At 37.9% G+C, this 20044-nt stretch carries 21 protein-coding genes and 1 pseudogene; 13 read left to right on the top strand and 9 right to left on the bottom strand.

Going from position 1 to position 20044, the window contains the following annotated elements; all coding sequences use genetic code 11:
• Together QL998_RS12745 and QL998_RS12740 are read right to left on the bottom strand one after the other, a co-directional pair.
• Window positions 1–127, bottom strand: a pseudogene (locus QL998_RS12745) (IS5/IS1182 family transposase); the annotation flags it as partial.
• Between the two features lie 172 nt (window positions 128–299).
• On the bottom strand, window positions 300–722 hold the full coding sequence (locus tag QL998_RS12740) for a DUF2721 domain-containing protein (RefSeq protein ID WP_002961042.1): 423 nt from the start codon (window positions 720–722) through the stop codon (window positions 300–302).
• A gap of 83 nt (window positions 723–805) precedes the next feature.
• Here QL998_RS12740 and QL998_RS12735 point away from each other — a divergent pair, with 83 nt between their 5' ends.
• The 3 genes from QL998_RS12735 to tsaD are packed head-to-tail and all read left to right on the top strand — an operon-like array spanning window position 806 to window position 2794.
• On the top strand, window positions 806–1159 hold the full coding sequence (locus QL998_RS12735; protein WP_165744225.1) for a DUF2007 domain-containing protein: 354 nt from the start codon (window positions 806–808) through the stop codon (window positions 1157–1159).
• The gene (locus QL998_RS12730) at window positions 1152–1742 is read left to right on the top strand and encodes a YjaG family protein (protein WP_002961040.1); all 591 of its coding nucleotides are present in this window, start codon (window positions 1152–1154) and stop codon (window positions 1740–1742) included. The genes QL998_RS12735 and QL998_RS12730 overlap by 8 nt, the downstream gene beginning before the upstream one ends.
• A 38-nt stretch (window positions 1743–1780) precedes the next feature.
• Entirely contained in the window at window positions 1781–2794 is a 1014-nt protein-coding gene (gene tsaD, locus QL998_RS12725; protein ID WP_165744224.1) for a tRNA (adenosine(37)-N6)-threonylcarbamoyltransferase complex transferase subunit TsaD, read from the top strand.
• Window positions 2795–2805: 11 nt separating this feature from the next.
• Here tsaD and plsY read toward each other — a convergent pair whose 3' ends face one another.
• Window positions 2806–3417, bottom strand: coding sequence for a glycerol-3-phosphate 1-O-acyltransferase PlsY (gene plsY / locus QL998_RS12720; protein ID WP_024604055.1), 612 nt, complete (start codon window positions 3415–3417; stop codon window positions 2806–2808).
• 230 nt (window positions 3418–3647) lie between these two features.
• Here plsY and folB point away from each other — a divergent pair, with 230 nt between their 5' ends.
• Genes folB through QL998_RS12705 form a run of 3 tightly spaced genes read left to right on the top strand, consistent with a single transcriptional unit; the run spans window position 3648 to window position 5293 of the window.
• Complete coding sequence (gene folB, locus QL998_RS12715; protein ID WP_024604056.1) at window positions 3648–4007, top strand: dihydroneopterin aldolase; 360 nt, start codon at window positions 3648–3650, stop codon at window positions 4005–4007.
• Entirely contained in the window at window positions 4008–4496 is a 489-nt protein-coding gene (gene folK, locus QL998_RS12710; RefSeq protein WP_024604057.1) for a 2-amino-4-hydroxy-6-hydroxymethyldihydropteridine diphosphokinase, read from the top strand.
• Window positions 4493–5293: an undecaprenyl-diphosphate phosphatase gene (locus QL998_RS12705; RefSeq protein ID WP_290192828.1), complete on the top strand. Its 801-nt coding sequence runs from the start codon at window positions 4493–4495 to the stop codon at window positions 5291–5293. The genes folK and QL998_RS12705 overlap by 4 nt, the downstream gene beginning before the upstream one ends.
• Window positions 5294–5357: 64 nt before the next feature.
• Here the strand turns inward: QL998_RS12705 and QL998_RS12700 are convergent, their stop codons facing one another.
• On the bottom strand, window positions 5358–6146 hold the full coding sequence (locus QL998_RS12700; RefSeq protein WP_290192827.1) for a hypothetical protein: 789 nt from the start codon (window positions 6144–6146) through the stop codon (window positions 5358–5360).
• Window positions 6147–6405: 259 nt separating this feature from the next.
• Between QL998_RS12700 and mpl the strand changes: the two genes are divergently transcribed.
• The 5 genes from mpl to QL998_RS12675 are packed head-to-tail and all read left to right on the top strand — an operon-like array spanning window position 6406 to window position 10751.
• Window positions 6406–7761, top strand: coding sequence for a UDP-N-acetylmuramate:L-alanyl-gamma-D-glutamyl-meso-diaminopimelate ligase (gene mpl / locus QL998_RS12695; protein WP_290192826.1), 1356 nt, complete (start codon window positions 6406–6408; stop codon window positions 7759–7761).
• 1 nt (window position 7762) lies between these two features.
• Entirely contained in the window at window positions 7763–8383 is a 621-nt protein-coding gene (locus QL998_RS12690; protein ID WP_024600592.1) for a flavin prenyltransferase UbiX, read from the top strand.
• Window positions 8383–9312: an ABC transporter ATP-binding protein gene (locus tag QL998_RS12685; RefSeq protein WP_182196679.1), complete on the top strand. Its 930-nt coding sequence runs from the start codon at window positions 8383–8385 to the stop codon at window positions 9310–9312. Before QL998_RS12690 ends, QL998_RS12685 begins: the two co-directional genes overlap by 1 nt.
• Window positions 9313–10080, top strand: coding sequence for an ABC transporter permease (locus QL998_RS12680; protein ID WP_007584748.1), 768 nt, complete (start codon window positions 9313–9315; stop codon window positions 10078–10080). It begins immediately after the preceding gene.
• Complete coding sequence (locus QL998_RS12675) at window positions 10080–10751, top strand: SAM-dependent methyltransferase (protein ID WP_170071966.1); 672 nt, start codon at window positions 10080–10082, stop codon at window positions 10749–10751. Before QL998_RS12680 ends, QL998_RS12675 begins: the two co-directional genes overlap by 1 nt.
• A gap of 6 nt (window positions 10752–10757) precedes the next feature.
• Here the strand turns inward: QL998_RS12675 and QL998_RS12670 are convergent, their stop codons facing one another.
• Window positions 10758–12638, bottom strand: a complete 1881-nt coding sequence (locus QL998_RS12670) for a GGDEF domain-containing protein (RefSeq protein WP_024604062.1) — start codon at window positions 12636–12638, stop codon at window positions 10758–10760.
• A gap of 265 nt (window positions 12639–12903) precedes the next feature.
• Here QL998_RS12670 and panP point away from each other — a divergent pair, with 265 nt between their 5' ends.
• Entirely contained in the window at window positions 12904–14529 is a 1626-nt protein-coding gene (gene panP, locus QL998_RS12665; protein ID WP_290192825.1) for a pyridoxal-dependent aspartate 1-decarboxylase PanP, read from the top strand.
• 54 nt (window positions 14530–14583) lie between these two features.
• Here the strand turns inward: panP and serA are convergent, their stop codons facing one another.
• Genes serA through QL998_RS12645 form a run of 4 tightly spaced genes read right to left on the bottom strand, consistent with a single transcriptional unit; the run spans window position 14584 to window position 17690 of the window.
• Complete coding sequence (gene serA / locus QL998_RS12660) at window positions 14584–15813, bottom strand: phosphoglycerate dehydrogenase (protein WP_290192824.1); 1230 nt, start codon at window positions 15811–15813, stop codon at window positions 14584–14586.
• Window positions 15814–15822: 9 nt separating this feature from the next.
• Window positions 15823–16476 carry a ribose-5-phosphate isomerase RpiA gene (gene rpiA, locus QL998_RS12655; protein WP_024600598.1) on the bottom strand — a complete coding sequence of 218 codons (654 nt, stop codon included), beginning with the start codon at window positions 16474–16476 and terminating at the stop codon, window positions 15823–15825.
• Between the two features lie 53 nt (window positions 16477–16529).
• Window positions 16530–17126 (bottom strand): 5-formyltetrahydrofolate cyclo-ligase, encoded by a 597-nt coding sequence (locus tag QL998_RS12650; protein ID WP_290192823.1) that lies wholly within the window; start codon window positions 17124–17126, stop codon window positions 16530–16532.
• Window positions 17127–17144: 18 nt separating this feature from the next.
• Window positions 17145–17690, bottom strand: coding sequence for a hypothetical protein (locus tag QL998_RS12645; protein ID WP_290192822.1), 546 nt, complete (start codon window positions 17688–17690; stop codon window positions 17145–17147).
• Window positions 17691–17983: 293 nt separating this feature from the next.
• Between QL998_RS12645 and QL998_RS12640 the strand changes: the two genes are divergently transcribed.
• Window positions 17984–19972, top strand: a complete 1989-nt coding sequence (locus QL998_RS12640; protein ID WP_290192821.1) for an alkaline phosphatase family protein — start codon at window positions 17984–17986, stop codon at window positions 19970–19972.
• The last annotated feature ends 72 nt before the right edge of the window (window positions 19973–20044 follow it).

Here is a 20044-nt window from a genome sequence, read left to right as displayed (position 1 = left end):
TGCGCATCTTATACAGTATGCCTTCGAGCGTTTTTCTATGGTCGGGCTTATTATAAATTCGACCACTTAAGTACATTACTTTTGATAAGACATTCCATGTCCCGTCTGTTAACATTAATCTTGGCATGTAGGTTCGGTGTAAAGTTTTCTGGCGAATTCAATTATACCTTATCTTCATGCTGTTTGTTTTTCATACCACAAAGATCAACACGCCCTAATTAATAAAAAAGTACGCCCCAAAAAGGGGCGTTCATACAACATGATTGTGACAAATAATAGAGTGTTTTATTTATAAGACTCTATTTTACAAAATTTCTATTTATTCGGCTGCTTAGCGGTTTATTTTCAATGCTTTGTAGTTCTATCTCGATTGCATCACAGGAAATATGTATTTCAAATAAAGACGTTAATAACGATAAACTTAAGCAAGCTAAGCTAATGCCAAATAAAATAATTCCTGTGGCATTAAACTCAATAAATAATGCAAACATTGATAGTGTACACAGTAGAAAAGAGGCTACCCCGTACACTTGCATCGTTCTAATTAGCTTAATACGTTTACGTAAGTTAGTGATTTGAGCCACTACAACAGGCCGAATAGATTCACCTTCACGCGCATTTAGCTCCCTAATTAATTGCGCTAAAACTAAAAATCGGTTTGTATAGGCAAGTAATAGCAGCGATATGGCCGGAAAAAGTAAGCCCGGAGTTGTTAGTGTCATGTTGATTCCTTAAAAGTGCAGCATGTTAGTATGCTAATAATTTAGCGTAGGATATTGTTAACACAAAATAAATGAGGTGAGTATTGCAAAATATTAATAATAACAACACAACAGATAGCTCTTTTCAGTGGATCACAATTTATAAAGCCGAAAACACCCTTGAAGCTAATATTATTAAAGGTTTAATACAAACTGGTGGTATTGAATGTAAAATAAAAGGCGAGATGCTCCAAGGCGCATTAGGAGAAATTCCATTTGATCAGGCGCAAGTTAGTGTGCAGGTTTATGCGATAAAAGAGCGCCATGCGCGCCAAATATTGGTAAACTATCAACAAGTAAAACAATCCGCTCCAGATTGGGTGTGCCCTAACTGTAATGAGCATAATGGATCAACATTTGATTTTTGTTGGTCGTGTGAGACGTTAAAGAATGACTAAAGCAAATAATTTTCAGCGTATTAGAGAGCTTAACTATTTACAAAAGGCTGTTTTAGCAAGTGCTTTAATAGAGCGAATGCTGCCAAATTACGGTTTATTTAGCGAAGCAACAGGTTTTGGTGATGAAACCTTATTACGTAATTCGCTTAATGTTTGTTGGGAAAAAATATTACTGCCTAAAAGTAAAATAGATCTCGAAAAACAAGTTGAAAAAATAGAGCCAAATGTTCCTGAACTTGCTGATTTTGATATGTTTGGTACTTATCCTGCTATTGATGCTGCAACGTCTTTACTTAGCTTAATGCACGGTTTAGTGGCGCAAGATGAGCAAGAGTTCATTAGTGTGAGCAAAATATCTCAAGCAACAGTGGCTCGCTTTATTGAATATCAAATGACGGTTGAAGGTGAGATTGCTGATAACACAGCAGTGAGAGAGCACCCATTAATGCAGTACGAAATTGAAGTATTAGGTGAGCTAATTGATTTTGTAGAAAATATGGGGCGTATTACCTCTGATAGCGTAAAGGCACTCAAAAAGTTTGCCCTTGAAGATGGCCAAACAAATATTGGTCTTACGTTATAAAAGAAGCAAAGTAGAATTTAAAAGGCAGGAGAAGTACAGTGCGAATTTTAGGCATTGAATCGTCATGTGATGAAACGGGTATTGCAATATATGACGACGAAAAAGGCTTGTTAGCTCATCAATTATACAGCCAAGTAAAAGTACACGCTGATTACGGCGGTGTAGTGCCGGAACTTGCATCGCGCGATCATGTTCGTAAAACATTACCACTTATAGATGCAGCATTTGCACAAGCAGGTTGTGGCCCTGAAGATTTAGACGGTATTGCTTATACTGCAGGCCCAGGTCTAGTTGGTGCATTATTGGTAGGTACGTCTATTGGTCGCTCATTAGCATACGGCTGGGATATACCTGCGGTAGCAGTACATCACATGGAAGGGCATTTACTTGCTCCGATGCTTGAGGAAAATACCCCTGAGTTTCCGTTTATTGCATTGCTTGTATCGGGCGGTCATACCATGATGGTTAAAGTAGCGGGTATTGGACAATACGAAGTACTAGGTGAGTCAGTTGATGATGCCGCAGGCGAGGCCTTTGATAAAACGGCTAAGTTACTTGGTCTTGATTACCCCGGTGGCCCGCGCTTAGCTAAAATGGCTGAACAAGGCGTAGCAAAGCGCTTTGTATTTCCTCGCCCTATGACCGACAAGCCAGGTCTTGATTTTAGTTTTAGTGGTTTAAAAACAGCGGCATCAATCACGATTCGTGAAAATGACGACGACGATCAAACTAAAGCTGATATAGCGCATGCATTTCAAACGGCGGTTATTGATACGCTGGTTATTAAGTGCAAGCGAGCGCTTAAACAAACAGGTATTAAGCGTTTAGTAATCGCCGGTGGCGTAAGTGCAAATACACAGCTTCGACTGCAGCTTGAACGCGTAATGAAAGGTATGAAAGGCGAAGTTTTTTATCCGCGTACTGAATTTTGTACCGACAATGGTGCAATGATTGCTTATGCCGGAATGCAACGTTTAAAAGCAGGGCAATTTGCCACGCTTGATATGAAAACAAAACCTCGTTGGCCTATAGATAGCCTTGAGCCGATTTAATGACTCATATTTTAGATATTTTTGTTTTCATCGTTGGGTGCTTTTTTAGCACCCACTTTTGGTTCTTCCCCACTAAATAATCGAATAATATTAGTACGGTGACGAAATATAATTAACAGCGTGATAAAAGTAACGGGAAGAGTATAAAGTGGCTTTATTAGCCATGTATACAAGGGCGCTAAAGATACAGCTACAAGCGCCGCCAGTGATGAATAGCGTGTTATTGCCACTATAACTAACCAAGTACACACAAGTAAACCTGCCAATGATAAGCCAATAGGTAATAATGAGCCAAATGCCGTTGCTACGGCTTTACCGCCTTTGAAGCTAAAAAACAGTGGGTACATATGACCTAAACAAGCAGCTACTGCGACTAAACCAAGCTCTAAAGGTTCAACTTCTAAAAAATAAGCCCCCCATACCGGAATAGTGCCTTTTAAAATATCAAACACTAGAACCAAGCAAGCCGGAAATGCTCCGCCTAATCTATAAACATTTGTAGCTCCTGGGTTATTAGAACCACTATTACGAGGGTCTGGGAGTTTGAACAACCGCGACACTAAAATAGCCGACGAAATCGACCCAAGTAAATAAGCTAAAACAAACATTATAGTGGCTAACACGCGCTTCCTTATTTTTTAATTGCTATACCAATTGATAGTGCTTTTAGGCTATTATTGGCAGCAAAATTTATCGTAAAAATTATTAACAGGCTATTTAATAGCTAGTTTAGTTATTTTGCTATTGTAGAAGTTATTTTTACATATTTAAACACTGGCTAAACCATATACAGTATTAATTTTATTGATGCTTAGTATAGTTGCTTAGTAGTTTGTTGTTATTTGGAGTATCAATGGATAAGGTTTTTATATCTCAATTGCACGTCGACACTATTATTGGAGTGTACGACTTTGAAAAAGAAAGTAAACAGAGCCTTTATTTTGATATTGAAATGCTAAGCGATATTAAGCCTGCAGCTGAAAATGACGATATTAATTTAGCACTCGATTACTCAAAAGTAAGTGAGCGAGTTATTGAGCACTGCACTTTAAAACCTGTAGAGTTGCTAGAAACTTTAGTTGAACAATTAGCGCATATTATTTTAAGCGAGTTTAATACTCCACAAGTTACTATAAGAGTAAGTAAACCAGCAGCAGTAGCACAAGCGCAAACTGTAGGTGTTGAAATTACACGTGTTAAGGCAACTGACTAAATGGCTCAAATTTATATCAGCCTAGGGTCAAATATAAATAAAGCGCATTATATACAATGTGCATTAATTGCACTTAAGCAGCACTTTGAACATATTGTACACTCGTCTGTTTTTGAAAGTGAAGCAGTTGGGTTTGCTGGCAATAATTTTTATAATTCAGTCGTTGGCGCTACAACTGATATGTCGCTTGTTGATGTATGCGCTTTATTAAAACAAATAGAGCGTGATAATGGACGCACAGCGAACGATAAAAAATTTAGTCCACGAACGCTCGATTTAGATTTACTATTTTATGATGATGTAATTTGCGCTTCTCCAGCACAATTACCACGAGATGAAATAACTAAAAACGCATTTGTATTACAACCTCTTAGCGAGGTTGCCCCAGATTTCTATCATCCTGTAGCTAAACAAACGATTGCGCAGTTATGGAATGAATATAATAACCCTCAACAAAAGCTATGGAAGGTGGAGTTTTCTAACCCATGAGTATCATCGAAATAATTATTTTAGCCCTCATACAGGGATTTACTGAGTTTTTACCAATATCTAGTTCTGCGCACTTAATTCTCCCATCGCAAATTTTAGGCTGGGAAGATCAAGGGCTTGCGTTTGACGTGGCAGTACATGTTGGTACTTTAATTGCCGTTGTTATTTATTTTCGCAAAGAGGTCGTCGACATACTCAGTGCGTGGTTTAAATCCTTTGGAGCACAGGGTACTACTGATGATAGTAAGCTAGGTTGGTGGATAATTTTAGGCACTGTGCCTGCCGCTATTTTAGGCTTACTTTTAAAAGACTTTATAGAGTTGTACCTACGAAGCGCTTGGGTAATTGCTACTACCACAATTGTGTTTGGTTTATTGCTTTGGTACGCGGATGTAAAAGGTAAGCAAATTAAAACTATTTATCAGCTTAATTGGAAAACAGCACTTATTATTGGTTTTGCACAAGCTGTTGCAATGATCCCGGGAACTTCTCGCTCAGGTATCACGATGACTGCTGGTTTAATGCTTGGAATGAATAAGCAAAGCGCAGCGCGTTTTTCGTTCTTACTGGCAATTCCAATTATTTCTATGATGGGGCTTTATTATACTGCAGAGCTTGCTTTGGGTGACCATGTGGTTGATTGGAATACATTATTACTAGGTGTGGTGTTATCGTTCTTATCGGCTTATGCCTGTATATTTATGTTTTTAAAAGTAATAGAGCGAATGGGTATGTTGCCATTTGTGATATATCGTTTATTGCTCGGTATAGGTTTGATAGTATTTTTAACGCTATAAACAAACTTAATTAGTAAAACCAAAAAAAGCACCTTTAGGTGCTTTTTTTGGTTTTAAACTCAGCTTATAAATTTAATAAATAAGCTTCAATAAAGCGGCGTTGGTTAGCGGCTTTTGGCGCTGTTTTAAATATAAGTGTATTACCATTTTTACGTAGTTTTAGCTCATTAGTAAATTTACATTCGATAGCATTGAACTGAGCTATATCGTTTTTAAAACTTTGGTCTTTTTCGCACATGTATGCCATTTCGTTTGCAACTTGTGCACAAAATGAACCCACTGGATATTCTTTTAGGTTTTCATCATCAATGCTTTCCCAATCAACATTGGTATTTATTTTTAATCCGCATTGCTTATCTATTTCGCTATTAGCGGCAGCTATATTTTTTTGTTGATACCCTAAATGCTTTTCACGATTAAACTTCGCTAGTTTAGCTTGAGTACCTTTATTTAATTGTTGATCGTATTGCGCTTTTAAATCTTCAACAATGGCAGGGTTTGACTCTTCTTTTTTTGATAAGTAAATTCCATCACGAGTGTCTGGAATATAAAGATTGTAAGAGCAACAGCGGTAGGCTTCCTCAACACTTACTAAACTTCTTTGTGTACCATCGTAAGTATATTTGTAAGCTTTATTACTACCATGAGGTTTTAAATCGGTTAAAAATACAATGCCATCAATATCATGGTTTATGCCTGTTACTTTTACTAAAGCTTGTTTTTTATCTGTTGTTGGGGCAATAACAACATTAACGCCTTCGCCCGAACTTAGTTCTATTGGGTACTTAGCAAATTCCAAAGCAAAGCTTTTTTGACTAAGTAAAATACAGGCTATAAAGAATAGTTTTTTCATATTAAGTCCTTTTTAAGTTTTTAAGTTTTAAAGTTATACAGCAAGCTGGTTTATAACATTGATAATAATTGATTAAAAGCAATACAGGGTAGGTGAACTTGCCTATTCTTTGATTTTTAGCGTTTAAAAAACTAATTAACGTGTTTTTGGCACGAGTGAATTGTGCAGACGTACATAGTAACTAAGCACGAATTTTGGCATTATAGCGCCACTAAACTTTGCATAGCTGTAAAGTGAGCATACGATTTAAGGAAAGTATATGCATATACATATTTTGGGCATTTGTGGCACGTTTATGGGTGGAATTGCAGCCATTGCTAAATCATTAGGTCATAAAGTAACGGGTTCTGATCAAAACGTTTACCCACCAATGAGTACGCAACTTGAAGAGCTTGGCATTGAACTGACTCAAGGCTACAACGTATCTCAATTAGAGCCAAAGCCAGATATGGTAGTAATCGGTAATGCAATGAGCCGTGGTAACCCGTGCGTAGAATATGTGCTTGATAAAGGTCTGCCTTACACCTCAGGCCCTGAATGGCTTAAACATAATTTATTACAAAACTCGTGGGTACTTGCTGTCGCCGGTACGCATGGTAAAACAACCACAGCAAGTATGCTTGCTTGGGTGTTAGAGTACGCAGGTTTAAAACCAGGGTTTTTAATTGGCGGCATAGTCCAAAATTTTGGTGTATCGGCCAAAGTCGGTGAAACGCCATTTTTTGTTATTGAAGCCGATGAATACGACACTGCTTTTTTTGATAAGCGCAGTAAGTTTGTCCATTACCTTCCGCGTACACTTATTTTAAATAATCTTGAATTCGATCACGCTGATATTTTCGAAGATTTAAACGCAATAAAAAAACAATTTCATCACTTAATGCGTACATTACCTCAAAGCGGCAAGGTAATTTGGCCTAAGCAAGACGTAGCGCTTAATGACGTAATAGCACAAGGGCTTTGGAGCGAAAGCGAAACGCTAGGCGATGATTGGAGCTATGAATTAATAAAAGCCGATGGTAGTGAGTTTAATGTACTTTTAAATAACGAAAAGCAGGGCACTGTTTGCTGGCAAGCAATAGGCGAACATAACGTTAAAAATGCAATTATGACTATCGCAGCAGCGCGCCATGTGGGTATAGCTGTTGATCATAGTATTGATGCCTTAAGTGAGTTTATTAGCCCTAAGAGGCGTATGGAGCTAAAGGCTGATATAAATAATATTAAGGTGTATGACGATTTTGCGCATCACCCAACAGCAATTAAAACTACGCTTGCAGGACTGCGCGCGAAAGTAGGCGATGAAAAAATTATCGCTATTTTAGAGCCGCGCTCAAACACCATGAAAATGGGTGTGCATCAATATACATTATTAGATTCACTGCGTGATGCTGATGACGTACTACTTTTTGAACCAGAGAATCTAAATTGGTCGCTAAAAGAGCAAGCAGATAAAGCGGGTATGCAGTGCTTTAGCAGCACACAAACAATTATTGATACGGTGCTTGAAAATATTGAGCCTAATCAACATATTTTAATTATGAGCAATGGTGGTTTTAATGGCCTTCATCAACACCTTGTTGATGGTTTAGCTGATAAATACAGCGGAGAATAGTGTGCAATTTAAAGATAGAATTACGCTCGCTTTTAGCGGTGCATCAGGTGCACCTTATGGTTTAAGGTTGCTTGAAGTATTGCTTGAGCAGCAATTTCAAGTTTACGTACTTATCTCAAGTGCAGCACGAGTGGTGCTTGATACAGAATCAAATATTAAGCTCTCTGGTAACGAAGATAAAGCCACTGAGCAGTTAAGTACGCTGTTTAATGCTAAATCTGAGCAGTTAAAAGTATACGGTAAAGATAACTGGTTTAGCCCTGTGGCTTCGGGCTCTGCTGCACCTAAAAAAATGGTGGTATGTCCATGCAGTGCTGGGTCGGTTTCTGCAATTGCAGTAGGGGCGTCAGATAACTTATTAGAGCGCGCCGCTGATGTCGTTATTAAAGAACGCGGACAGTTAATTTTAGTGCCGCGCGAAACACCATTTAACGAAATTCATTTAGAAAACATGCTTAAGTTATCTCGTTTAGGTGTGACCATAATGCCAGCAGCGCCTGGTTTTTATCATAAGCCACAAAGTATTGAAGACTTAGTCGATTTTATGGTGGCAAGAATTTTAGATCATTTAAACATTGAACATAACCTAACAAAACGTTGGGGTTATGGTGAGGGTAAGTAATGAATAAGCAAAATATTGCTTTAAATATAGAAGGCCTTACCAAGGTTTACAAAAATGGTGTTGAGGCTATTAAAGGCGTTGATTTACAAGTTAAAGAGGGCGACTTTTTCGCTCTACTTGGTCCAAACGGAGCAGGTAAATCAACCACTATTGGTGTTATTTCGTCACTTGTTAATAAAACAAAAGGCAAGGTAGAAGTATTTGGTTGTAATATTGATACTGATTTAGAAGCTGCAAAAGCGCATTTAGGCTTAGTGCCGCAAGAGTTTAACTTTAGTCAGTTTGAAACACTTAGCCAAATACTTGTTAACCAAGCCGGTTATTATGGTGTGCCACGTGGCGAAGCCCACAAACGTGCTGATAAGTACTTAGCGCAGCTTGGCTTACTTGAGAAAAAAGACAAACAAGCACGTACGCTTTCAGGCGGTATGAAACGCCGATTAATGATTGCGCGTGCCCTTATGCACGAACCTAAGTTGCTTATACTTGATGAGCCAACAGCGGGGGTAGACATAGAACTTCGTCGTTCAATGTGGGATTTTTTACGCCAAATAAATGAGCAAGGCGTTACTATTATTTTAACTACACACTACCTTGAAGAAGCAGAGTTACTGTGTAAAAACATCGCCATAATCGATAATGGCCGAATTGTTGAAAACACTACTATTAAAGCATTGCTTGCAAAACTTGATAAAGAAACCTTTATTTTAGACTTAAAAGTGCCAGCAAGCCCTGTCACGCTTGAAGGTTATAAGTTTACGATGACGGACGATCATACTGTTGAAGTGGAAGTCGCTAAATCTCAAGGGCTAAATGCTGTATTTAGTGCATTAACAGCTCAAGGTAATACTGTGTTGAGTATGCGAAATAAAGCAAACAGATTAGAAGAGTTATTTGTAGGATTACTAGAGCAAGGGCGGGGCGAATAAATGTTTAAATATGGTGTAGCCTTAAAGAGTTTATGGATTAAAGAGTGTATCCGTTTTTTACGTATTTGGGTGCAAACTTTAGTACCGCCAGCAATTACGATGAGCTTATATTTTGTTATTTTTGGTAACTTAATTGGTTCACGTATTGGTGATATGGGCGGCTTTAGTTATATGGAGTTTATTGTACCTGGCCTTATAATGATGTCGGTTATTACTAATTCCTATTCCAACGTAGCCTCTAGTTTTTACTCAACAAAGTTTCAAAAAAGCATTGAAGAGCTTTTAGTTGCACCTGTACCTAACTACATCATTGTTCTAGGTTATATGGGTGGCGGTATGACACGCGGTATTATGGTGGGCTTTATAGTGACCTGTGTGTCGTTATTATTTGTTGATATCCAAATTCATAATATTTTTGTAATTATGGCGACGGTTATTTTAACCTCAGCTGTGTTTGCTTTAGGTGGTTTAATTAATGCAATTTACGCAAATAGTTTTGACGATATAAGCATTATCCCCACCTTTATACTAACGCCATTAACTTACTTAGGCGGTGTATTTTATTCAATTACGTTGCTGCCTGAGTTTTGGCAGAATGTATCACAAATCAACCCTATAATTTATATGGTTAACGCATTTCGTTATGGCTTTTTAGGTGTGTCGGATGTTGATTTGAGCGTGGCTCTTGGGGTTATTTTAGTATTTATAACAGCGTTATTTACATTGGCGCTTACATTGATCAAAAAAGGTGTGGGGCTAAGACACTAATGAGTGATGCAAATTCACGTAGTATTGTATCTAATCAAGCGGGTATTCACGAAAAGCTTGATGAAATAGTAAATAAGCACTTAGATGCTGAATTTAAAAAGCCAATTGCAGCTCATACCCAAGCCGCATTTGACGAGGTTAATGCCAAAGTACAAGCCTTTAGTGGCCCGCTTATTTTAGATTCGTGTTGTGGCGTAGGTGAAAGCTCAGCTAACTTAGCTAAGCGCCATCCTGATGCACTTGTAATCGGTATTGATAAATCGTCGCACCGCTTAGATAAGCACGATGTTGAATATAAGCAAACCGACAGTGGTCAGTACATCTTAGTGCAAGCAGACTTAAATGACTTTTGGCGTTTAGCGGTTGCTGCTAATTGGCAACCTACGCACCATTATTTGTTGTATCCAAACCCGTGGCCTAAATCTAAGCATATTCGTAGGCGCTGGCATGGCGCAGCTATTTTTCCATTTATCGTTAAGTTAGGTGGAAAATTAGAAGTGCGCAGCAATTGGGATATTTACGTTAAGGAGTTTGCTCGGGCGCTTGAATTAACAGGCAACCCTTGCGATGTAACACTTTATGAGTCAAACGATGCAATTACGCCTTTTGAGCGTAAATACTGGGCCAGTGGCCAGCAAAGCCACCGACTCGTTATAAACTTACCTTGCTAAAGTAAGTTAAAGTGCTAATTCCTCTGTAACCGTATTAACATGTGGCACTGGGTGGGCAAAATAGTTGCCTTGCATTAGTGTCACATTCGCCTTTTTAAGTGCGGTTACTATGGTTGCATTTTCTACGGATTCTGCCATTAATTGTAAACCAAGTTGATTAGCAAAACTGGCTATATGTTCAATAAACAAGTAGATGTCTTTGTCATTCACTATTTGCTTTATTAGTGCGCCATCGAGCTTAATACCATCTACTTCAAGCTTAAGTACGTTTGATATATTTGAATAACCACTACCAAAGTCATCAATAATAACCTTAACGCCTTTCGTTTTAACCATTCCAATAAATGCTTTTACTTCAGAAAAGTTAGCAATAGCTTGGGTTTCTAAAAGCTCTAGTGTGATATTACCAGGATGCGGATAACGCTTAAGTTCGTCCGCAATAAACTCACTTAAATTAGGGTCGAGCATATCTTGTGCAGTTATATTTAAACTCCAGCAAATATCTGTTTTTCTAAAGCGACTAACACATTGTGAAAATATAGTACGGGTCAGTATGCCGTCCATTCTTGAGCGAGTAACAACATTTAAAAATGCATCAGGTTTTAATACTTCACCTTGGGCTGTTACCATTCGAGCTAAACATTCGTATTGAACAACTTTATTGGTATTAGTATCAATAATGGGTTGAAAGTAAGGCACTATACGGTTGTTATCAAACGCTTCACGCACCTCTTTAGCCATTTCTACATTGTATTGATATTGCGTTTTTACATCGTGTAGCGCTTTTGAGTAGTTAACTACATTATGCCTGCCTTGTTTAGCTTGCAGCGCTGCTATATGAGCGTTTTCAAGTAGTAGCGATTTATTACCACTGGCAATACCTGCACATAGGGTTATATAAATAAAAGGATCAGTTAACACTGGGGTATTAAAGTTATATGTTTTTACGAGCTCGGTAAATTCGTCATTACTCATTTCTTTTGGCGCGAGTAATACTATTTTATTGGTTGCTAGCCTGTATATATGGCAATGCGCAGAGCTTCTGAGCTTAAAGTGAATAAGTAAGTTTTTCATTACTTTATCACCCACTTCAGTGCCGTAGAAACTGTTTATATCTTCTATTTCATTAACCCAAATAACGGCTAACTGCATGTGATGTGCATTACTTTTTTTAATAAAGTACTCAAGAGCAATATGATTTGAAAAACCAGTACTAGAGTCAGTTGCTAAAGAGCGCTTTAGTAAATAAATATATATAGCGGCAACAAGTATCGCGATAAAAAAGAAGAAGCTAGCCATTGCAGCAGCTTTCGACACACTTTCTTTAAGTTGTTCGTTTAAATTGTAAATAGTTATATCGGCACCCGTTAAATAGGTATTGCCGTTAATAGGGTCAACGTAAGGAATAAAAATAGTTTTAAAGTGGCCCCACTGATCGCTCGATATTTCAAATATAGGTTCTGTTGAATAAAAAGCACTTATATTGGCATCGGTAGCTTCAGGGTAGAGATCTAAAAATTGAGTTACTTTGCCATTATTCTGATCGTCTTGCGTGTAGCTTGATGAGCTAAAAAGAACCTTTCCGTCTTTTAAAATCATTGAATACACATAAGCAATATCAAGTGCTTGAGCGAACTCAGAGAGCTGTTTACTCTTATTTTGATAGTAAGAAAAACTTATGTTGTCGCCTTGATTAACCGCACTTAGGTAATTTTCACCTAAGATATGTTTAACGCTGGTGGCGGCATTAAGTAAGCGATTATCAACCGACTGCATTATTTCAGCACGCGTAGTTTGGTAAGTGTAGTAAACGTAGGTAAGCAAGCTTATTAAAAACAAGCTAAAGCCTGCCACTATCCAACTAACTTTGACTCTTCCTTCTGGCATATGTGTCCCTTTTTTGTTATCAAATTTATTATACCCAAAATAAGTAAATGCCCAATAAATAATTAGGTTTGGTAGAGTTTTAATTAAATTATCATTTTTTTGTCATCGCTTTGATTGCTTTTATAGGTTTAAACGAGACATTTTAGTTATATTGCAGTAAAGTTAGCGCAATTTTTAAAGAAACACGATTGCTCTAAATGTCCTAAAAAAATAGGCGTTTTTGATGGGTAAGCGCGTGTTTTAGCTACACACACTAGGTATTGAGATGGATCAAAAGCGTTGTGCCGTCGCCTCTAAAGAAAGCCTTAAGCGTATATTTACTGTACCTGAAGCGCCAGACTCAACTTTAAGCAAAATCGAGCTTGAAATTTCGAGTAATTTAGCAGGTTTTCTAAACGAAAATATAGCGGCAATTGAAAAACCATTACATGAAATCGAAAAAGATTTTCAGTCGGCAGTGATCCCAGAGGATCCAACGTTTGTATCTGCTTATGCCCAAGACATAATGGAGCAACTTGTTGCGCATTCTGTGCATACAGCTGCGCCTAGCTTTATTGGTCATATGACCTCTGCCTTGCCGCATTTTTTATTACCGCTATCAAAATTGATGGTAGGGCTAAATCAAAATCTAGTAAAAATAGAAACGTCTAAAGCGTTTACGCCTCTTGAGCGTCAAGTGCTTGGAATGATGCATCATTTAGCTTATGGGCAAGAAGATTCGTTTTATTCTAAATGGATGCACAGTGCTAAAACCTCATTAGGTGCATTTTGCTCAGGTGGAACGGTTGCTAATATTACTGCGCTTTGGATTGCGCGAAACCGCTTATTAAAACCCGATGGTGATTTTAGAGGTATTGGCGCACAAGGCCTAATTGCCGGTATGCTGCATTACGGCTATAAAGGTTTAGCAGTATTAATATCAGAACGCGGACATTACTCATTAGGTAAATCAGTTGATTTACTCGGTATTGGTCGCGATAACTTAATTGGTATTAAAACCTGCGAAAAGAATAAAGTTGATGTAGGAGCTATGCGCGAAAAAGCACGTGAGCTTGAATCGCAAGGCATTAAAGTAATGGCGATTATTGGGGTAGCGGGTACAACCGAAACCGGTAATATTGACCCACTTGATGAAATGGCCGACTTAGCACAAGACATTAACTGCCATTTTCATGTAGATGCTGCATGGGGAGGAGCGACCCTTTTATCGAACACGCATCGCCCTTTACTAAAAGGGATTGAGCGAGCAGATTCAATTACCATCGATGCACATAAACAAATGTATGTACCAATGGGAGCTGGCTTAGTTTTATTTAAAGATCCCGCTGCCACAGATGCAATAGAGCATCACGCTGAGTACATATTACGTAAAGGTTCAAAAGACTTAGGTAGCCACACGCTTGAAGGCAGCCGACCTGGTATGGCAATGTTAGTACATGCTTGCTTACGTGTTATTGGTCGTAAAGGTTACGAAATGCTGATTGATCGAAGCATCAAAAAAGCACATTACTTTGCTGATTTAATTAAAGCTGATGAAGACTTTGAGCTTATTTCAGAACCTGAATTGTGCTTATTAACGTATCGTTATGTACCTAAGCAAATTAAACAAGCAATAGCCGATGCAGATGCTGCAACTCGGTTAGATATTTTTGCTTCATTGAATCGTTTTACTGCCAGTATGCAAAAACGTCAGCGAGAGTCTGGTCGCTCATTTGTATCACGTACTCGTTTAACGCCTTCTAAATACGATAATCAACCTACAGTTGTATTTAGAGTGGTACTTGCAAACCCGCTTACCTCAGGTGCTATTTTAAAAGAGATATTAGCTGAGCAAAAAGAGTTGGCTGCAACAGATCCGGTATTCAAAAAATATTTAAGAAAATATATGTAATCTAAATACAAAAAAGGGTTCATATGGACCCTTTTTTAATATAAAAAGTATTTATTAATGTAAAATACGTGCTCTAATTGTACCCTCAACAGCGCTTAGTTCTTTAAGTGCTACCTCAGATTGATCTGTATCTACATCAATAACTACATAACCAATAGATGCGTCTGTTTGTAGGTATTGCGCAGCAATATTAATACCGTGCTGTGCAAACGCTTGGTTAATTTGCGTTAGTACACCAGGGCGGTTGTGGTGTACGTGTAATAAACGGCTACGATTAGCAAGCTCAGGCAGCGATACTTCAGGGAAGTTAACCGCAGTAATAGTTGAGCCATTATCTGAGTATTTAGCCAGTTTACCCGCTACTTCAATACCAATGTTTTCTTGTGCTTCTTGTGTAGAACCACCAATGTGCGGCGTTAAAATAACATTGTCGAATTGGCGCAGTGGCGATACAAATTCTTCATCGTTAGATTCTGGCTCAGTAGGGAACACATCGATTGCTGCACCACTTAGTTTTTTCTCTGTAAGCGCTTCTGCAAGAGCATCAATATCAACCACAGTTCCGCGTGAGGCATTGATCAAAATAGACCCCTGCTTCATAACAGCAAGTTCTGCGCTACCAATAAGGTTTTTAGTTTGCGGTGTTTCTGGTACATGTAAGCTAATAATATCAGAGCGTTGTAACAGCTGAGTTAGGTTATGAACTTGTGTTGCATTACCTAGTGATAACTTATCTTCGATATCATAAAACTCCACGTTCATACCGATATTTTCAGCCATAATACCTAGCTGAGTACCAATGTGACCGTAGCCAATAATACCTAAAGTTTTACCTCGTGCTTCAAACGAACCATTTGCTGTTTTTAACCAGCCACCACGATGAGCCGCTGCATTACGCTCTGGAATACCGCGTAATAAAAGTAGGATTTCACCAAGTACAAGTTCAGCAACTGAACGAGTATTAGAAAATGGTGCGTTAAATACAGCAATACCGCGTTCGCGTGCTGCATCTAAATCAACTTGGTTTGTACCAATACAAAAACACCCAACAGCAACTAGTTTGTCAGCTGAGTCTAATACGGCTTGGTTAATATGAGTACGAGAACGAAGTCCTACAAAGTGAACATCTTTAATGCGCTCTTTAAGCTCGTCCTCAGGTAAGGATGTTTTAACGTAATCGATATTGCTGTAACCGTTACGTTTTAGCGTTTCAACAGCGCTTTGGTGAACACCTTCAAGCAAGAGAATTTTAATTTTGTCTTTTGCTAACGATACCTTACTCATAACCTCATCCTATTTAATTTGTGGCCCATTTTTGGTACCGATAATCACTTTATCAGCACCTCGCATCGCAAATAGGCCGTTGGTAACTACGCCAACAATTGAATTTATTTGTGCTTCAAGTTGTTTAGCATTGGTAATTTTTAAGTTAAATACATCTAATATCACGTTACCATTATCGGTAACTACGCCTTGGCGATAAACAGGGTCACCACCAAGTTTTAATAATTCTCGTGCAACGTAGCTGCGCGCCATTGGAATAACTTCTACCGGAAGCGGGAAGTCGCCCAATGTATCTACCAGTTTTGTGTCATCAACAATACACACAAACTGTTTTGCAACTGCCGCTACTATTTTTTCACGTGTTAGCGCTGCGCCGCCGCCTTTAATCATTTCGTTTTGAGCGTTTATTTCGTCAGCGCCGTCAACGTATACATCTAAAGCAGCAACGTTATTAAGCTCAAATACTTCAATACCCAACGCTTGTAGGCGCGCGGTTGAGGCTTCTGAGCTTGATACAGCGCCTACAATAGTGTCCTTTACTGAGCCAAGGGCATCAATAAAGTGATTAACAGTAGAGCCTGTACCCACACCTACAATGGTGTTTTCTTTTACAAACTCGAGTGCTGCCCAAGCAGCTGCTTTTTTTAATTCGTCTTGTGTCATTGCTTTGTGCTCATGTATGTCAGAAATATGCGGTTAGTAATCAAATTTAATTGTTACCAACAGTATGTTTTATCTGGGGTGATAATGGTTTTAAGTGGTACATCCCACGACTCGATTGGTAGGGCCTCAACTTTTTGGCATTCATGTGCAAGGCCAATTAGTTGTGGTTTTTGCCAATTTTGTTCGTGTAAACGCGCCAAAGTCCGGTCGTAAAACCCACCTCCCATTCCTAGGCGATTACCTTGTTTATCAAATGCAACTAATGGCATAAGGAGGTAATCAAGCACTGGTAATGGGCATATTTGAGAGCAGTTCAGCTTAGGCTCCAAGATACCATAGCGATTTGCTCTCATGGGTGAGTTTTTCTCATAGCGCTGAAAGAGTAAATTAGCGCCATTGAATGGGTGTATTATAGGTAGGTAAACGGTATGGTTTAAACTCCATAATTCTTTAATTAACAATGAAGTGTCTAACTCCCCATCGTTACTTAAGTAAATGGCAATATGCTTTGAATTCGTTGTTTTTTCGCTTTTTAAATGTTGAATAAAATTCATTTTTAGCGATTGCGCAGCAATTATTTGCTGATTATTTGACAAGTTTTTACGGGTGTTACGAATTTCTTCTCTTATTTTTGCGCGTTTATTACTCATTAAATTAATTAGCCATTCTTAAAAAGAGAATAAATCGGGAAAAATTAAAAAAACAGCCAGTACTACTAGCAAAATGGTGGCAGTTGCAATCAATGAATATAAAAGTAAGTTACTGCGTTTTTTAGGAGGCGCTAAATTCTCATCTAGCATTAGGTCGTCATCTTGCCATTCGTCAACATTTTCGTCTGGTGCTTTTAATTGAGCTTCAGGAAGGCGTTGCTCTAGCTCGTCTAACTTTTCTTCAAGGTGAATTAAGCTGCTAGTGATGTAATCGAGTGCATCAAAAATACGTTCATCACGTTGGTTGTTTGCAGCAGGGGCAGAGCTATTTTGAATAGCGTTTGAAACAGCTTGAAGCTTACTTTTAATGCCTAAGCTTGCTAGTAACTTAGCTTGTTTTAATGCTTTGTCTTTATTACTTGGCGCAAACAGTGGCTTACCTTTAAAAAAAAGAGCTACTTTTTCATCTGACGTTTTTAATTTTGTAGCTAAATTTGTACATGCTGTTTTTATGTCAACGCTATCGGCAAGTCCTGCAAATATAACGCGAAAGTTATCGGCCATTTAACTATCCCTAAAGCTTTATAATGAAGCGAGTATAAACCGAACCCCTTTATAAATGTATCTCTATGTAAAATAAAATTGTTAAACGTATCTATTTCCCAAAAGATTACTTATAGAAAAAGTTGATTAGTATTTCAATAGAATATTCCATTACTTGCAATTAAATGTGAATGGAATATTTTATATGTAAAATTTTTTCTTTAATTACAAGTGATTACAGCTATTTCCTTGTTGAAGTAGCTTAAACAAGTAAAATTGTTTTCCTAGGGGTATAATATATTAGGTACAGGATTTTGCTAAACACACACACACTTCCATCTAGTCGCTGGCTAGAATTTGTAAAAGAAAGCGGACGTATCGCTACTCTTTGGTTTGCTGGTGTACTACTTTTTATGGGTTTTCGGATTTTCTTTTTAATTCATTTTAGTGATCGTATTACTTCCGAACTAGATATTGATTCAATAATCGCGACATTAAAAGCGGGTCTAGCATTTGATTCTGCCGCGACGGGAGTCTGTTTTAGTATTGTTTTTATTTTAAACTGTATTTTACAGCCTCTGCGTTTAGGACAATGGGTTAGAAAAGCACGTATATATACAAGCCGAATATTTTTCATTACGTCAACAATACTATGTATAACGAGTATTACTTACATTGCTGAATATGGAAGCCAGTTTAACTTTTTTATGTTTGAAGGGCTAAATGACGATCAACAAGCTATTGCATTAACTGTAATCGAGCAATATAAACCGTGGGGGAGCCTGCTTAGTTTAGTTATTTTATTAGCGATAGCATTTAAAATAAATAAACTAGTTGATAGGAAAAGCTATAGTGCTATCAATCATCTTTTCACCACGAATATATTAAAGCGTACGATTTTAGTTGCATTGATTATTGTTTTATTTGTTTGTGCAATAAGAGGATCATTTGAAACTCGTCCTGCTTCTCGAAAATGGTCAGCAGTAACGACAGATGCTTTTGTAAATAATCTTGTAATAAACCCGTTTCGAAGCTTTATATATGCCATTAAAGATTATAATGATTTACAAAGTTTTGGTTTAAATGGTCACAATCCTTACTTACGAAAAAATGCACCTGACATAGATAACCCTTTAGCGACGCTTGAGAAAAAAACCAGTGCGCCAATGTTAGCGGCACCTTCACAAGTGTTTTTTATTGTTATGGAAAGTTATGATGCTTGGCCGTTTCAGCAAAAATATACATCGCTCAATTTAACTAATGAACTACGTAATTTAGCTAGTAAAGGTATATATTTAAATAATGTATTACCTGCAGCAAGCAGTACTATGAATTCGCTATCTAGCCTTATGTCTGGTATAGCGTTTTCGGGCGTTAACATGAGCCGTATTGGACCACAAAAACCAGCGAGTAAGTTATCAATATTTAATCAACTTGAGCAACTAGGTTATCAAAGTCGATTTTATTATGGCGGCTTGCTGTCATGGCAAAATATAGGCGAATATGTGCTTTCACAAGGAGCTGATAAAGTATTTTCGGCTGCAGACACTGGAGGTAAAGGAAGTGCTGGTGTGTGGGGAATTGATGATGGTCAGTTATTTGATTTAGTCGATACTAAAACAGATGAAAAAAGTTTTAACTTAATCATGAGTGGGAGTTATCACGGGCCATTTAACTTAGATTTAGATAAGTATGGGTATCCTTTAAAATCAGTTGCTGACTATCCAAAGGAAATTCAAGCTTTAGATGATGACTTATTAGACCCTTACGTATTAGGGCATTTATGGTATGCCGATAAAATGCTTGGTCAATTTGTTCGTAAAATGGAGCAGCGCTACCCAGATGCATTATTTGTAATTACAGGTGATCACTATAGTCGCCGTTATTTACATCATCGCCCTGATCTATATGAACTAACACATGTACCGCTTGTTATTTATGGTAAAGGTGTAAATCCAAACTGGGTATCGAGCGATCAATTAGCGAGCCATATGGATATTGCACCTACATTATTAAACTTAATAGCACCGCAAAATACGACATTTTATAGCATGGGCCAGTCGCTATTAAATCAACCTAAAGATCGTACTGTATTTGGTTTTCAAACTGTGCGTAAACCAGAACAGCTTTGGCGTGGTGATTTTTCGTCAATGTATGAGTATCAAAAAGTTCAACCAGAGGATCGGATTAACTTAGTACCACTTAAGCCGCAGCCTTTTGAACCAATTGATGTAGCAACAGAGCAAGCTTATAATAAGTATATGGCTACAGCGTGGCAGTTACTTACTAAAGGAATGGATTAATAGATTTAAAAGTAGCTTTTAAAGCTGCTTTTGCTCAATTAGTTTACATATAAAAAAAGCGCCAATTGGCGC

The organism is Pseudoalteromonas sp. APC 3691 (assembly GCF_030408135.1).
GTDB lineage: Bacteria > Pseudomonadota > Gammaproteobacteria > Enterobacterales > Alteromonadaceae > Pseudoalteromonas.
Note: the sequence above shows the minus strand (reverse complement) of the source record. Positions and strands in the feature narration are given on the sequence as shown.